Consider the following 13,900-nt stretch of genomic DNA (forward strand, 5'->3'; position numbering starts at 1 on the left):
TGTCGTCCCGCCCCCGGCGCAGACGTGCCGTTCGCTGAACGTGCGCCGCACACGCTCCGCAATGTGGCAATCGGAACGTAAACCGGCCCTAGGTTATTTTTGCTGCGCCGTCATCACGATGCGGACCAGATCGGCGGCGTTGCGCGCGCCGAGCTTCTTCATGATGTTGGCGCGGTGGTCCTCGATCGTGCGCGGACTGATCCCGAGATGGCGCCCGGCTTCCTTGTTGGAGGCGCCCGCGGTGAACTGCTCGAGCACCTCGCGCTCGCGGCGGGTCAGCGGCTCGCGACCCGGGAAGTGCAGCGCGGCGATCCGCGACGCGGAGGTCTCGGCCTGGCGCCTGGTGTAGGCGTCGATCGCCTCGTTCAGACGGCTCACGATCTCGTTGCCGCGGAACGGCTTCTCGATGAAGTCGAGCGCGCCGTTCTTGATGGCACTGACCGCCATCGCGATGTCACCCTGACCGGAGATCATGAAGATCGGCGCCGGATAATCCTCGCCATGCAGCTCTCTCAGGATATCGAGGCCGGATTTGCCGGGGATATGCACGTCGAGCAGGATGCAGGCTGGCGTCCTGCTGCGCGCCACCGCGAGCAACGCCGCGCCGTCCGCAAAGCAGATCACCTTGTAACCAGCGGTCGACAGGACCACTGAAAGCGTCTCGCGAACGGCAGGATCGTCGTCGACTACAAAGATTTCCCCGCGCGGAGCGCCATTTTCAACCATATGCATCGTCCATCAGTGGTGAAGCGTGCTGCCCTGACCGCACAAGAACTAACTCGACCATCTCGATCAATGGACCCGTATTTGTACGGGACGTCCGCTTAACGCACAAGTAGCACCGCGTTCCCTAAAAGTGGGGGGCAGTGGAGAAACATGCATGGAAAATGCAGCGTCGGACCGCGTTGCAGCGCGCTTGGACGAGGGCCATGATCCCTACGGTCTGATCGTGACGGACCTGGTCGCGCTGATTGGCCATGTCCAGGCGAGCCTGCGGCTGATCGAAGCGGCGATCGCGCGCGAGGCCGTGCTGGCCGAGCGGCAGGCCGACGTCGACACCGTCGTTCTCGACGACGTTACCCCGCACTATCTCACAGCATCTACCGCCCTGAAGGCATGCGATGCCGGCCTCGACGCGGCGCTCGACCGCCTGCGCGATTCCGGGGCAGCTGCGCGTCTGCTGAACTGACCCGCCGCCTCCGACAGGTTCGGCCCAATCACCTCGATCGTCCCGACGACGCCCAACCCATCAGGCGGCAATCTGTTCCACGCATCGTCCGGATTGGCCGCGGGCCTTGCCCGCCCGGTCGGATCAGTCCCTCTTGACGTCAGGCCCTGGCCCGCTCTTCGTCCGCGGACGATCGCCGTTTGCTCGGCTTGCCCTTGAGGAAACTGACGTCCATTTCGGTGCCGTTGACGCGGACCAGTTCGCAACGGCGATAGGCAAGTCCGGTCGAGGACAGCAGCAGGAAAAACTCCTTCAGGTTGAGCCCCTGAATGGAACCTTCGACCGTCAGCGAGGCATCGGTGTCCGAGATGGCATTGAGCTGGCAGTCGCGCCGCCAGGTGCCGTCGATGGCCATGATGCAGACATCGACGCCCCGGCTGAAGGTGACCCGCTCAATGGATTTGCCGTCCTCGGTCATTGCTCAATATCCGACCGCCATGGCAGGCTTCGGCATGGCGAGCCCGCTCCGCGGCCCGCTCGGCCGGTACAGGCCACGCCGCTCGGGAAGCGGCTTGAACGTGTCGGTCAGGCCGACCACGGTTTCGGCGGCGCCCAGCACCAGGAAGCCGTCGGCCTCCATCGACCGGGCGAGACGGTTGAAGATGTTGATCTTGGTGTCCTGATCGAAATAGATCAGCACGTTGCGGCAGAAGATCACGTCGAACGTGCCGAGCTGGGAGAAATCGTGCAGCAGATTGAGCTGGCGGTGCTGGACCATCGCGCGCAACTCGGGATTGACCTGCCAGAACTCACCCGACTGCTTGAAGTACTTGACCAGCATCTGGATCGGCAGTCCGCGCTGCACCTCGAACTGGCTGTAGATGCCGGCCTTCGACTTCTCCAGCACCTCCTGCGACAGATCGGTCGCGATGATCTCGACACGCCATCCGGCAAGCGCCGCGCCCATTTCCTTCAGGCACATCGCCAGCGAATAGGGCTCCTGGCCGGTCGAGCCGGCGGCGCACCAGATCCGGACGCTGCGGCGCGCGGCGCGTGCCTTCAGCACCTCCGGCATGATGGTGTCGCGGAAGTGCTCGAACGGCACCTTGTCGCGGAAGAAGAACGTCTCGTTGGTGGTCATGGCCTCGACCACCTGAACGGTGTGCGTGGACGAGCCCGCCTTGATCTTGGCGACCAGGTCGGGAATGCCGGACAGGCCGCTTTTGCGCGCCAGCGGCAGCAGGCGGCTCTCGATCAGATATTGCTTGTCCGCGGACAGATCGAGACCGGACTGGTCCTTCAGGAGCTTACGCAGATACTCGTAGTCGGGGGGCGTCACGGGAGCTTCACAAGGGACTGAATGGTGAAACTGGGTGTCAGGCTTCGGCCGACGCGTCGAGCGCCAGCAGGCCCACTTCCTGGAATTTCGCGATCACGATGTCCTTGTCGAACGGCTTCATGATGTATTCGTTGGCGCCGGCATGCAGCGCCCGCGAGATGTGGTCGATGCCGTTCTCGGTGGTGCAGAACACGACCTTGGGCTGATCGCCGCCGGGCATGCGGCGAAGCTGCACGAGGAATTCGAAGCCGTCCATGACGGGCATGTTCCAGTCGAGCAGCACGGCATCCGGCAGAGCGCGCTTGCAGGCTTCGAGCGCGACCGCACCGTCCTCGGCCTCGATGACGGTGAACTCCATTCCTTCCAGGATGCGGCGCGCGATCTTTCGCACCACGCCGGAATCGTCGACGACGAGACATGTCTTCATGTGTTGGCCTCCTTGTGGAATCCACCGTCTCCGCGGTGGAGTGTTACGCTGCAGCAGCTGTTTTGGGCACCAGTTCGAGCACGCGATCGATATCGAGGACGACCATGAGCTGGCCGTCGAGGCGGTGGACGCCGCCGGCGAGCTTGGCCATGCGGGGATCGAGGTTGACCGGGTTGTCCTCGCGGCTGTTTTCGGAGAGCCGCAGCACCTCGCCGATCTGGTCGATCAGCAGGCCATAGGATTCGCCGCGCTGGTCGACGCCGACCGCCATCGGCAGCTGTCCGTCGTCGGCCTTCGGCAGCCCGAGCCGGGCGCGCATGTCGACCACGGTGACGATGCGGCCGCGCAGATTGAGCACGCCGGCGATCTCGCTGGAGGCCAGCGGCACCCGCGTCAGCCGCTCCGGCATGAACACGTCCTGCACCCGCGAGATCGGCAGGCCGAACAGCTGCCCGCCGATCACGGCGGTGACGTATTCGGCCATCGCGCCTTCGCTTGTCTCGGTCTTGCTGGTCATCGATGAACCTTTTGTTTGAGCATGATCCGATCGGAAAACCGCTTCACACTTTTCCGGATCATGCTCTCTTCCCTCAAGCCGCCCGGCGCAGTTCGGCGGTCTGCTCTTTCAGCGCCGCGATCAGCCCGGGACGGTCAAACTTGGCGACATAGTCATGGAAGCCGGCCTGCCGGCCGCGCTCGATCGCCGCCGGCGACACCATCGCCGACAGCGCGATGATCGGCAGCCCGATCAGATTGTGGTCCGAGCGGATGTTCTCGGCGAACTCAAAGCCGTTCATCTCGGGCATCTCGATGTCGGTCAGCACGACGTCGAAGCTCTGTCCCGAGCGCAGCGCGGCGAGCCCTTCCTGCGCGCCGCCCGCGGTCCTGACCTTGTAGCCGGCGGCTTTGAGCACCGGCGCCAGCATGTTGCGGAAGAACGCTGAGTCATCGACCAGCAGCACCGACTGCGCCGAGGCCGACGGGCGCATCTCCTTGCGCGAGAACCAGTCGGCGAACGCCATCGGCAGGAAGTGGCCGACGTCGATCACCTCGGTGGCCTGGCCCTTGATCACGGCCGAACCCAAAATGCCGTCCTGCGAACCCGCGACCTCGATGTTGAGCCGCTCCTCGACGATGTCGATGATCTCGTCGACCACGAGCCCCATCGAGCGGCCGTCGTCGGCGAACACCAGGATCGGCTGCGAGCCCTGCGACTGCACCTCGACCCCGGCCATCTGCACCAGCGGCATCAGCTGCTCGCGGTACTGCACCATGTAGCGGCCGTTCGAGAGCTCGATCTTGTCGGTTGCGATCTCCTCCAGCCGGGTGACGAGGCCGAGCGGCACCGCCTTGGGCTGCGAGGAGCCGGCGCGGAACACCAACAGCGAGGTCAGCTGCTCGCCGCTTGCGGCGTGGGCGTTCGCATTGTCGTCGGCGAGGTCATGGGCCGAGGAGCCGGACGCGCCGAGCGCTTTTGCGATGCCGTTGGGGTCGATGATCATGATCACGGCGCCATCGCCCAAGATGGTGTTGCCGGAGAACATGTCGATGTGCCGCAGCTTGGTCGACATCGGCTTGACCACGATCTCCTCGGTGTGGAACACGCCGTCGACCACGATGCCGAAGGTCTGGCTGCCGACTTGCGTGACCACGATGAAGCCGTTCTCGGCATCCGTAGTGGTCGCGCCGTCGTCGATCTTCAAGAGCTTCTTGAGGTGGATCAGCGGCAGCAGCTTGTTGCGCAGGCGCAGCACTGCGGTGTCCTTGATGCGCTCGATGCGGTGCTCGGAGTTGGCGCGGGCCCGCACCAGCTCGACGACAGACAATTGGGGAATCGCAAAGCGGTCGCCGCCGGCTTCCACGATCAAAGCGGAGACGATCGCCAAGGTCAGCGGGATCTTGATGGTGACCGAGGCGCCCTCGCCGGCCACGCTCTTGATGTCGATGGTGCCGCCGATCTGGTCGATATTGGTGCGCACCACGTCCATGCCGACGCCGCGGCCGGACACCGAAGTCACTTGCGCGGCGGTCGAAAAGCCCGGCGCGAAGATGAACTTGTGGATCTGGGCTTCGGTCATCTTCTCCAGTTCAGTCTCGGTGACGAGACCGTTCTGGAGCGCCTTGGCCTTGATCCGCTCGGTGTTGAGCCCGCGGCCATTGTCGGCGATGCAGATGATGATGTGGCCGCCTTCGTGGTAGGCGGAGAGGCGAATGGTGCCCTGTTCCGGCTTGCCGGCCGCGAGGCGCTCGGCGGTGGTCTCGAGCCCATGATCGGCCGAGTTGCGCACCATGTGCGTCAGCGGATCCTTGATCAGGTCGAGCACCTGGCGGTCGAGCTCGGTGTCGGCGCCGTGCATCTCGAGCTCGATCTGCTTGCCGAGTTCGCCGGAGAGGTCGCGGACGATGCGCGGCAGCTTCTGCCAGGCATTGCCGATCGGCTGCATGCGCGTCTTCATGACGCCTTCCTGCAGCTCGGCGGTGACGTTGGAGAGCCGCTGCAAGGGCACCTTGAACTCGGTGTCCTCGTTGCGGCGGGAGATCTCCAGCAGCTGGTTGCGGGTCAGGACCAGCTCGGAGACCATGGTCATGAGGTGTTCGAGGGTGTCGACATTGACCCGGATCGACTGGTTGGCGATCTTGTCGCCTTCCTGGACCTCCTCACCGGCGGCCTTGCGGGCCGGCTTCTTCACAGCCTCAGCCGGCTCGGCGGCGGCGGCAGGTGCAGGCTTCACGGCCGGCGCCGGCGCGGCGACTTCGGTCTCGGTCTCGCGGAAGGCGCGCTCGAGCTCGTCGAGCGAGACCTCGCCCGGACGCAGCGGACGCTCCAGCGTCTGCACCACCAGCGTGCCTTCGGTCATCGCCGCCTGCACCGACGGAGCTTCGACGACCGGCACGTCTTCCTCGGCAGCAACCGGCATCGACTGCGTCGAGCCTGACGATATCGACTGCGTCGAATCGGACATCGCCGCCATGCCGTGCTCGACCATCGCTTCCAGCTGATCGATCAGATCGCGGTCGTTGCCCTCGGGCTCGGCCTCGGTCGCCTCGAGCCCGCCGAGGATCTCCTTGATGCGGTCGATCGAGGACAGGATCAGCGTCACGGCTTCCGCCGTCACCGGCATGCCGTCGCGGAACTTGCCCATCAAGGTCTCGCCGGCATGCGCCAGCGCCTCGAGCCGCGGCAGCCCGAGGAAGCCGCAGGTGCCCTTGATGGTGTGCACCAGCCGGAAGATGTTATCCAGGATTTTCGCGTTGTTCGGATCCTGCTCGAACTGCACCAGCTGGTTGTCGACCGTATCCAGGCTCTCGCTGCTCTCCGTCAGGAACTCGCGCAACAGATCGTCCATGAATAGGTCCCCTCAAGGTGCTACGGAGCGCTCGCCTTGCATCGATAACTTGGCCGGCTTCACGGCGACGTTAATTTTGCCGTCCGTGCAAATACGGACGATGAAGCCCTTCTGCAGTTCGACGACGCATCACGACAACACGGCCGGTCTCACAAGGACAGGCCTTACCACCCGGACGGGAAAGAGCCCGTTCCATCGGTCATCGCAATTTGAACTAATTGGAATTGAGGACCGCTAAGTCTAGCAAAACGTTCGCGACATGACGACCGCCTGCATCCCGAACGCGATCGCTCATTGGTTGAACCCGGCGGGATGGCTAAGCGCAGCCAAAGAAAAGGCGGCGGAGTTTCCTCCGCCGCCTCGATAGTCGATGCCTGTCGCGGCTACGCTTAGCGGAGCAGCTGCAGCACGCTCTGCTGCGACTGGTTGGCCAGCGCCAGCGCGGACACCGCGATCGACTGGCGGGTCGACAGCGCCTGGCTGTTGGCCGCTTCCTCGTTGGTGTCTGCCAGCGTCAGGTTGGACGAGCCGGTCTGCAGCACGTTGATCAGGTTCTTCGAGAAGTCCTGGCGGATCTGCACGATCGACAGGTTCGAACCAAGGGTCGAAGCCTGGGTGCGCAGCAGGCCGCTCGCGCTGTTCAGCGTCTTCAGCGTGGCGTTGGCCGAAGCGTTGTCCACGAAGTCCGTGCCGGCGGTCAGCTTGGTGAGGTTGAGGCCGGTGGCGTCGAAGGTGACGCCCTGGATCTTCAGCGTCGAGGAACCCGTCTCGTTGAAGGTCAGCTTGAGCTGATCGCCATTGAGCAGGTTGATGCCGTTGTACGACGCGTCCTGGGCGGTCGTGGTGATCTGGTCCAGGATGTTGTTGTACTGGTTGACCAGGTTGGCGCGGTTCGCCAGCGCAGTCGGGTCCTGCACCGGAGCGCTGCCCGCGAGGCCGTTGAACAGCTTGCCGGCGCCGGCCGCCGTGCCGCCGATCGTGCCGATGGTCGCCGAAGCGGCATCGTTGGTGGTGCTGATGGTGAGCGCACCGGCCGCGCTGAGCGAGGCCTGCAGGTTGTTGGCCGCGAGTGCCGCGTTCAGGTCGTTGAGGGACTTCACCTTGCCCGCGCCGGTGCCGAAGGTGATGTTGGTCGCAGTGCCGTTGCCGGTTGCGCCGATGGTCAGCGTGAGGGTGTCCAGCGGGCTCGCGCCAGCCGTGCCGGTTGCGGTTGCCGTAGCACCGGCCGGGAGGCCGAGCTGCGTCGCGTCGCCCGAGCTGAACGTACCGACGGTGAGCGTGTCGCTGGTGCCGGCGGTGTTGGTGCTGGTCAGGACCAGCTTGCCGGTGCCGTCGATCGAGGCGGCGACCTTGGCGCTGGCGCCGACCTGCGTGTTGATCGCATCGCGAACCTGCGTGGCGGAGTAGTTCGTGCCCGAGTTCAAGGTCACAGTCTGGCTGTTGATCTGGAACGTCAGGTTCGAGCCGGCCGCGGTGAGGTCGATGCCGGTATAGGCGGCGGTGCTGGTGAGGGTCGCATTGGTCGGGGTCGCGGTGCCGAGCAGGTTGTCGGCGGTCGCGCCGGGGATCGCGGCGGTCGTCACCGACGACTTCGCGGAATAGCCGACCGCAGCCTGCAGGGCCTGGTTGGCGACCGACTTGGCGCTGTCGACGAGCTTCTGCAGCGAGGTGATGCCGGTGTTGGCGGCCTGCAGCACCTGCACGCCGTTCCCGATACCGTCCAGCAGGTTGTTGATGTCGCTGGCGCGGTTGTCGAGTGACTGCGCCGTGAAGAAGTTGGTCGGATTGTCGAGAGCAGTGTTGACCTTCTTGCCGGTGGACAAGCGGTTCTGCGTGGTGGCGAGCAGGTCAGCGGTCGACTGCAGCGAAAGCAGGTTTTGACGGACCGATGCCGAAAGAACGATGCCGGACATACTGGATACCCTTCTGGATGAACACGATTGACGCGACGCCGTAAATTTCGCACGGCGACCCACGTCACACTGGTCCGTCCGCGCTACCCGTTCGTTAAAGGGCTGGTCCGTACAAATACTCAGGACGGCCTTGCCGGTGATTCGACGAGCGGCCGGCGCGATGGCTGGCCGCGGCAGCGCACGGTCGGCGCCGGACCGACGTCATGGCCGTGAATTTCCTGCGCATGTGCAGGACTTGCGACATCCCGGCGCGGCGGGCCCGGCGCGGCGATAGCCAGCGTTGCAAGTCACCACGATGCAAAGTCCGGCGAGGAACAGAGTTAATGGAAATCAATAAATGAGAGACAAAGTCGCGCTCGGATCTCGCGCCGCGCGGATCGACGTCGATCACCGGTCCCGGCGGCGGCCACGCCGTCTGCCCTCCAGAGGGTATAGTTTCAACACCACAACCCTTGTGCAATTGGACAGGCAAGCTATGTTCGCAGTCCTTCCACACGCCAAGAGTAGGTGATGCGAGACCGTAGTGCTCCCGCCCTCGGCAGGAGCTGCAATGTCCGCGGTATCGCGTCCGCCCAATCGTCTGTTGCAAGCACTTCCCCCCACGGAGTACGCGCAACTTCATCCCCTCCTGGAAACCGTCGACCTGACCAAGGAAACGGCGCTCGCCGATGCCGGCGCGCCGGTGCAGCGGGTTTATTTTCCGCATAGCGGCGTGGTCTCGATGATGATCAATCTGTCCGACGGGCAATCTGTCGAGATTGCAACCGTCGGTCGCGACGGCGTCGTGGGCGCGTCCGCCGCCCTGCACGAGCGGCCGCTGCTTGCCGATGCGATTGTCGTGGTGCCAGGCTCAGCCTCGATGATGCGGGCGGAGGATTTCCGCGAGGCAGCAAATCGCAGCGCGGATTTCCGGACCCTGGTCGCGCTCTATGAGCAGGCGCTGATGGCGCAGACGCAACAATCCGTCGCCTGCAATGTTTCGCATCCGGTGGAGGCACGGCTGTCACGATGGCTGCTGCGCGCACGCGATCTGTGCGGCAGCGAGGCGTTGCCGCTAACCCAGGAGATGCTGGCGCAGATGATCGGCGTCCGGCGCAATGCGGTTTCGATTGTCGCACATGGGTTTCAGCAGGCCGGCATCCTGCGTTACAGCCGCGGTCATATCGAGATCACCGATATCGACGGCCTGCGGAAGGCGGCGTGTGAATGCTATACGACGGTCAAGGCGCACGCCGAACAATTGATCGGGCCGGAAGATTGACTGGCGCGCCGCCAGCCCCAACTGTGATCGAGCAGACAACCCGAACGTGCGGCGATAGGTCTATTCCTATTGGAACCAAGACATGTTTCCATTGGAACCCTGGCGTGCCAGAATAGGTTGCAAGGACGTCCAGCCGCACGTCAGCCCTGGGCCCAGAGACAAGCTTTGCCGGCAGGCTGGAGGTTGCTTTGGAAACGGTTCCTCGATCACCCAACGGATTCCTGGCGTCGCTCTCGGCGAGCGATTTCGAATTGATTCGGCCGCATCTGCGGACGGTCGACCTCGCGGCCGATTCGGTCCTGGTCGAGACCGACGAGATGCTCAAGCGGACATACATGCCGCACAAGGGCGTGATCTCGCTGGTGGTCAAGCTGGCTAGAGGCGAGCGCGTGCAGGTCGCGATGGTCGGCCGCGAGAGCATCTATGGCGCATTCGCCCCGCTCGTCGAAGGGCCTGTCCTCAACAACGCCACGGTGCTGGTGCCCGGCGTCGCCTCGACCGTGGAACTCGAGCCGTTGCGCGCAGCTGCCGGCCAGAGCCCGACGCTTCGCGCGAGATTGATCCGGCACGGGCTCGCCGTCTATGCCCAGATCCAGCAGACCGCCTGCTGCAACGCCGCGCACACCGTGGAGTCACGGCTGGCGCGATGCCTGCTGCACACGCGCGATCTCTCCGGCAGCAACAAGATCGTCCTGACGCAGGAGGCGATGGCGCAGATGATCGGCGCGCGCCGCAACAGCGTGTCGCTGGTCGCGCATACCCTGCAACAGGCCAATTTCATCCACTACAGCCGCGGGCACATCGAGATCACCAACGCGGATGGGCTGATCAAGACGGCGTGCGAATGCTACGCCGCGGTCAAGGCGCAATATGCCGGACTGCTGAATTGTCAGGAAGTCGGCCGTTAGAGTTTGTTGTTTTTGCCGCGTCTTCTTCGCGCAAGCCGGCACCCGCTTCGCTCAAAAGCGCTCTGACCGCTGTGCAAGCCGTACTTCTACGGCGTGCGATTTTCATCGTCGGATAACGCTGTTTCCTCACATTCACGTGGACGCACGGGGGAGCCGATGTTCACGTACCAGACGACCGACCGGAAGGAAGCCCGGCGCTTCCGCATGGCCCAGTTCAACGGCCGGACCGCCACCATACGGTCGGCCGGCGCGACCGTCACGGGACGCGTGCGCGCGATCGTCGAAAGCAGGTCTGGCGCGACCGCGGCATGGGTGGTCACGATCGTTCCGGATGAACCGAAAACATCCGCGCCGGCCGCTCGGCTCGCGCCGCGCCTGTGCTTCGCCGCGGAAGACGATTTCTGAGAACCGGGTTCTAACGAACCGAACACCGCTCAGAGCGTTCCGATGGAATCAGAATGCGGCCCTGGATTTCAGTTTTGACGCGTCTTCTTTACGCGAACCACTTCGCTTGAAAACGCCCTATGCCGAATGCAGCAAGGCCTTGCGGACGAGGTCGGCGGTGTTGCGCGCCCCGAGCTTGCGCATCGCCTCGGCGCGATGGCTCTCGAACGTGCGCGGGCTGATGTTCATCCGCAGCGCGCCCTGCTTGTTGGAATAGCCGTCGCTGATCAGGCTTAGCACTTCACGCTCGCGCTTGGTCAATGGCTTGCGGCCGGCTTCCGGTGCGAACATGACATCCGGCGACCGGGAGCCTGCCGGCTTGTCGTCGCCCGGCGGCTTGAGGTCTGCGGCCGGGACGGCATTGGGATAGAGGTCGGAAATCTGCTTCAGCATCGCGGACACGCGCTCGGTCTGCTCGAGCGCGTTCTCGATCACCTGCCGCAGATAGACGCCGTTGCCGGGCGCGTGCGCGAATTGCTGACTGTGCTGCTTGAGCTCGTTCATATAGAGCAGCAGCGCCGTCACCGGCCCATTGAACTGCCGGACGATCGCGGCACCGGTGTCCGCCTGCGGCCGCGGCGCTGCGGGTCCCTGAGTATCAAGCGGCTGCGGCTCGAGCGTCGCGGTTCCACCCGTCCATGCCGGAAGGCGCGCCTCGGCTCGGTTGTCATGTTGCGTCATAAGTATGGTTTACCAAAGGTGAACTTGTGGCCGCGTTAACACGGGACTCCGTAGAACTACGGGTGACGCAACTGTGACCTCGGGCCCCGACCTGCCAAGCAGGCGCAGATTACCGCTGATTTGGCAACGAATCTCGCATATTTGAGTCGAATTACAGTATTCTTACGGGACGGATGGGCGAGGCTGCCACCGGCGGGATTCTCCGCCAGGCATCGACCTTCAACGGTTCGGCCAGCCATTTCCGGCCCCCTGGTTCCGGATTGAAAAAGGTCGGAATTCGCGGCCCGACATCGCCTCAGGGGCGCCGGAGCCGAAGGAATTTCTGCAGGAACCGCCCCGAAAGAACGAACCTGAACCACCAATACGCCATTCGCCGGGTCGTCATCGATCATCCCTCTGGGCATCGGGATGGCCTCGGCATACCGCACGCGGGCGCGCGCACCTATGAGACGGTTCACATCAACCGAGAAGCGTCGGGCAGGCACCGGATCAGGCGAATGTCAATTTACAGCCCCGGCAGGCGTCGCGATGATCGCCGCCTCTCGATCAGCAATAAGGGCGCGGGCATGAAGCGAGGGCGGAACGGATTCTGGATTTCCTTGATGACGATTGCGGCGCTCGCCGCGGCACTGCTGCTTGGCGCAGGCGCGCAGGCCCAGACCCCGCCGACCAGCGATGCAACGCCGACGCCCGACACCGCGGTCATGCTCACCATCTTCTTCAAGCATGATCAGTCACGACCGCTCGGTGAGCTCAATGCCCAGCTTGAGCGGCAGGGCTTCTACAAGGCGTTTCCGCCCGAGGGTGTCGAGGTCGTCAGCTGGTACGTGATGATGGGGATCGGCCAGGTGGTGACGCTGCGGCTGCCGGCATCGCGGCTGCGCGAGGTCAACCGCGTCATCGAGAACAGCGCCTGGGGCGCCTACCACACCGAGTTCTACCCGACCTATGACTACAAGGCGGTCGGGATCGGCAATCATGAAAAAGCAAAGCAGTAGCCGGTCGCATCGAGACCGATGTCGGGAGTCACGGCCGCGCGCCGGACTTGCCGGTTTTGGCCGAAGACCGGGCTAGCGATTGGATCCGATCCACCGCCTATGCGTGGGCCCGCGAGCGCTGGCTCAATCGCTTTGCCAGCGTCCGCAAATCCTCGGCGCGCCCGCTGCAAAGCAGGCGGCTGAATTCGTCAGGATCGATGGAGGCAGGCGGAAAATCGGCTGGGTTGCGTGCGACACGGCGTAGCCAGGTCAATCGGAAGAGACGCTTGAGCATCTTCATGGTTGTCAGCCCCGATGAGCGTCATTGTTAAATCGCGGCAATGAAATTTGGTTCCACACCTTGTGGTCGCCCGACGCAAAATTTGGTTCAACGCCGTCAGGCGAACAGCGCCTTGCGCTTTTGCACGCGCGCAATGGATCGCCGCACCGCGGCCTGATCGAGTGATCCATCCTGCACCGCACCCGCGACCGCCGCGGCGATGCCGGCCATCTCCTGCTCCTGGTCGAACAGATTGTTGCCGATGCAGATCATGTCCATGCCGGCGGCGATCGACTGCAGGCTGGCCGCGCTTGTGCCGAGCGCCTTCTGCAGCCCCTGCATCTGCATGTCGTCGGTGATCAGCAGCGTCTCGGGCAGACGACGGCGAAGCCGGCCGAGCCCGGCCGATGACAATGTCATCGGACGCTGCGCGTCCCACTGCCGGACAATGGCGTGGCTGACCAGCACCGCATCGCCATAGGTGCGCGGCGCCAGCGCGTAGAACAGCTCCTCCTGCTCGGGACGCAGCGCATCGGAAATGTCCATGAACTCCAGGTGCGAATCGACGCTTGCACCGCCGATGCCCGGAAAATGCTTCAGGCAGAGGCCTACTCCCGCCTGCCGCGCCGCAGCGTCGACCAGCCGGGCATTGGCCTCGACCTCACCGATATCGGGCGAATAGGACCGCTTGATCCTGCCGATGTTGGGATTGTCGGGATTGTAGTCGACGTCGATGACGGGCGCGAAATTGTAGCGGATGCCGAGCCGGCGCAACTCGCCGTAGCTTGCGGCCAGGACCGTCTGCTTTTCCGCGCGCGCGAGCAGATTGAACTGCTTCGCGCTCGGCAGCGGCTGAAAACCGCAGCTGTCCTTGAGCCGGCGCACCAGGCCGCCCTCCTGGTCGATGAAGACCAGCGGCCGCGACGGCAGCGCCGCGATCTCGGCGCAAAGCGATTGCACCTGCGCGGGCGAAGCGATGTTGTTGTCGTACTGCCGGGTCTGGCAGGAATAGTCGAACAGGATCACCCCGCCGAGCCCGAATTGCGCGGCAAATTCCTTCAGCCAAGGCGGAACGACCTTGCCGTAGAAGCCGAGGATGAAGAGTTCGCCGACGGACATGGCCACTCGATTCGGTTGCCGCATGGAATCAGCCGC

15 protein-coding genes are annotated in these 13,900 nt (G+C 64.1%); 5 read left to right on the forward strand and 10 right to left on the reverse strand.

Annotated elements, in window-relative coordinates:
- Window positions 1-93: 93 nt before the first annotated feature.
- Window positions 94-726 (reverse strand): response regulator transcription factor, encoded by a 633-nt coding sequence (locus ACVIHF_RS33565; RefSeq protein ID WP_018269422.1) that lies wholly within the window; start codon window positions 724-726, stop codon window positions 94-96.
- Between the two features lie 154 nt (window positions 727-880).
- Here ACVIHF_RS33565 and ACVIHF_RS33570 point away from each other — a divergent pair, with 154 nt between their 5' ends.
- On the forward strand, window positions 881-1,189 hold the full coding sequence (locus tag ACVIHF_RS33570) for a hypothetical protein (RefSeq protein WP_253605371.1): 309 nt from the start codon (window positions 881-883) through the stop codon (window positions 1,187-1,189).
- A 139-nt stretch (window positions 1,190-1,328) separates the two neighbouring features.
- On the opposite strand, the gene ACVIHF_RS33575 is transcribed toward ACVIHF_RS33570, so the two are convergent.
- The 6 genes from ACVIHF_RS33575 to ACVIHF_RS33600 form a co-directional block, all read right to left on the reverse strand.
- Complete coding sequence (locus ACVIHF_RS33575) at window positions 1,329-1,646, reverse strand: hypothetical protein (protein WP_028338017.1); 318 nt, start codon at window positions 1,644-1,646, stop codon at window positions 1,329-1,331.
- Window positions 1,647-1,649: 3 nt separating this feature from the next.
- Window positions 1,650-2,507 carry a CheR family methyltransferase gene (locus ACVIHF_RS33580; RefSeq protein ID WP_253605373.1) on the reverse strand — a complete coding sequence of 286 codons (858 nt, stop codon included), beginning with the start codon at window positions 2,505-2,507 and terminating at the stop codon, window positions 1,650-1,652.
- A 37-nt stretch (window positions 2,508-2,544) separates the two neighbouring features.
- Window positions 2,545-2,934, reverse strand: a complete 390-nt coding sequence (locus tag ACVIHF_RS33585) for a response regulator (protein ID WP_018269419.1) — start codon at window positions 2,932-2,934, stop codon at window positions 2,545-2,547.
- Window positions 2,935-2,977: 43 nt separating this feature from the next.
- Complete coding sequence (locus ACVIHF_RS33590) at window positions 2,978-3,451, reverse strand: chemotaxis protein CheW (protein ID WP_310882783.1); 474 nt, start codon at window positions 3,449-3,451, stop codon at window positions 2,978-2,980.
- A 73-nt stretch (window positions 3,452-3,524) separates the two neighbouring features.
- Window positions 3,525-6,281: a hybrid sensor histidine kinase/response regulator gene (locus tag ACVIHF_RS33595; protein ID WP_456793209.1), complete on the reverse strand. Its 2,757-nt coding sequence runs from the start codon at window positions 6,279-6,281 to the stop codon at window positions 3,525-3,527.
- 389 nt (window positions 6,282-6,670) lie between these two features.
- Window positions 6,671-8,194, reverse strand: coding sequence for a flagellin N-terminal helical domain-containing protein (locus ACVIHF_RS33600; RefSeq protein WP_456793210.1), 1,524 nt, complete (start codon window positions 8,192-8,194; stop codon window positions 6,671-6,673).
- Window positions 8,195-8,744: 550 nt separating this feature from the next.
- Here ACVIHF_RS33600 and ACVIHF_RS33605 point away from each other — a divergent pair.
- The 3 genes from ACVIHF_RS33605 to ACVIHF_RS33615 all read left to right on the forward strand — a co-directional run bounded on the left by ACVIHF_RS33605 (window position 8,745) and on the right by ACVIHF_RS33615 (window position 10,768).
- On the forward strand, window positions 8,745-9,455 hold the full coding sequence (locus ACVIHF_RS33605) for a Crp/Fnr family transcriptional regulator (protein ID WP_063779960.1): 711 nt from the start codon (window positions 8,745-8,747) through the stop codon (window positions 9,453-9,455).
- 188 nt (window positions 9,456-9,643) lie between these two features.
- A complete protein-coding gene (locus tag ACVIHF_RS33610) occupies window positions 9,644-10,363 on the forward strand; it encodes a Crp/Fnr family transcriptional regulator (RefSeq protein ID WP_456793211.1) in 720 nt (239 codons plus the stop codon).
- 156 nt (window positions 10,364-10,519) lie between these two features.
- Window positions 10,520-10,768, forward strand: coding sequence for a hypothetical protein (locus tag ACVIHF_RS33615; protein ID WP_456793212.1), 249 nt, complete (start codon window positions 10,520-10,522; stop codon window positions 10,766-10,768).
- A gap of 117 nt (window positions 10,769-10,885) precedes the next feature.
- On the opposite strand, the gene ACVIHF_RS33620 is transcribed toward ACVIHF_RS33615, so the two are convergent.
- Window positions 10,886-11,488, reverse strand: coding sequence for a helix-turn-helix domain-containing protein (locus tag ACVIHF_RS33620; RefSeq protein WP_456793213.1), 603 nt, complete (start codon window positions 11,486-11,488; stop codon window positions 10,886-10,888).
- 566 nt (window positions 11,489-12,054) lie between these two features.
- Between ACVIHF_RS33620 and ACVIHF_RS33625 the strand changes: the two genes are divergently transcribed.
- Window positions 12,055-12,486, forward strand: a complete 432-nt coding sequence (locus ACVIHF_RS33625; protein WP_375167122.1) for a hypothetical protein — start codon at window positions 12,055-12,057, stop codon at window positions 12,484-12,486.
- 97 nt (window positions 12,487-12,583) lie between these two features.
- Here the strand turns inward: ACVIHF_RS33625 and ACVIHF_RS33630 are convergent, their stop codons facing one another.
- The gene (locus tag ACVIHF_RS33630) at window positions 12,584-12,766 is read right to left on the reverse strand and encodes a hypothetical protein (protein ID WP_092090013.1); all 183 of its coding nucleotides are present in this window, start codon (window positions 12,764-12,766) and stop codon (window positions 12,584-12,586) included.
- Between the two features lie 96 nt (window positions 12,767-12,862).
- Complete coding sequence (locus ACVIHF_RS33635; RefSeq protein ID WP_253605387.1) at window positions 12,863-13,864, reverse strand: glycoside hydrolase family 3 N-terminal domain-containing protein; 1,002 nt, start codon at window positions 13,862-13,864, stop codon at window positions 12,863-12,865.
- Between the last annotated feature and the right edge of the window lie 36 nt (window positions 13,865-13,900).

The organism is Bradyrhizobium sp. USDA 4506 (genome assembly GCF_054058795.1).

Excerpts from the sequence above, each read along its gene's own strand:
- ACVIHF_RS33565 (WP_018269422.1), bottom strand. The coding sequence starts at position 726 with ATGGTTGAAAATGGCGCTCCGCGCGGGGAAATCTTTGTAGTCGACGAC.
- ACVIHF_RS33570 (WP_253605371.1), top strand. The coding sequence starts at position 881 with ATGGAAAATGCAGCGTCGGACCGCGTTGCAGCGCGCTTGGACGAGGGC.
- ACVIHF_RS33575 (WP_028338017.1), bottom strand. The coding sequence starts at position 1,646 with ATGACCGAGGACGGCAAATCCATTGAGCGGGTCACCTTCAGCCGGGGC.
- ACVIHF_RS33585 (WP_018269419.1), bottom strand. The coding sequence starts at position 2,934 with ATGAAGACATGTCTCGTCGTCGACGATTCCGGCGTGGTGCGAAAGATC.
- ACVIHF_RS33590 (WP_310882783.1), bottom strand. The coding sequence starts at position 3,451 with ATGACCAGCAAGACCGAGACAAGCGAAGGCGCGATGGCCGAATACGTC.
- ACVIHF_RS33595 (WP_456793209.1), bottom strand. The coding sequence starts at position 6,281 with ATGGACGATCTGTTGCGCGAGTTCCTGACGGAGAGCAGCGAGAGCCTG.
- ACVIHF_RS33600 (WP_456793210.1), bottom strand. The coding sequence starts at position 8,194 with ATGTCCGGCATCGTTCTTTCGGCATCGGTCCGTCAAAACCTGCTTTCG.
- ACVIHF_RS33605 (WP_063779960.1), top strand. The coding sequence starts at position 8,745 with ATGTCCGCGGTATCGCGTCCGCCCAATCGTCTGTTGCAAGCACTTCCC.
- ACVIHF_RS33615 (WP_456793212.1), top strand. The coding sequence starts at position 10,520 with ATGTTCACGTACCAGACGACCGACCGGAAGGAAGCCCGGCGCTTCCGC.
- ACVIHF_RS33620 (WP_456793213.1), bottom strand. The coding sequence starts at position 11,488 with ATGACGCAACATGACAACCGAGCCGAGGCGCGCCTTCCGGCATGGACG.
- ACVIHF_RS33625 (WP_375167122.1), top strand. The coding sequence starts at position 12,055 with ATGAAGCGAGGGCGGAACGGATTCTGGATTTCCTTGATGACGATTGCG.
- ACVIHF_RS33630 (WP_092090013.1), bottom strand. The coding sequence starts at position 12,766 with ATGAAGATGCTCAAGCGTCTCTTCCGATTGACCTGGCTACGCCGTGTC.
- ACVIHF_RS33635 (WP_253605387.1), bottom strand. The coding sequence starts at position 13,864 with ATGTCCGTCGGCGAACTCTTCATCCTCGGCTTCTACGGCAAGGTCGTT.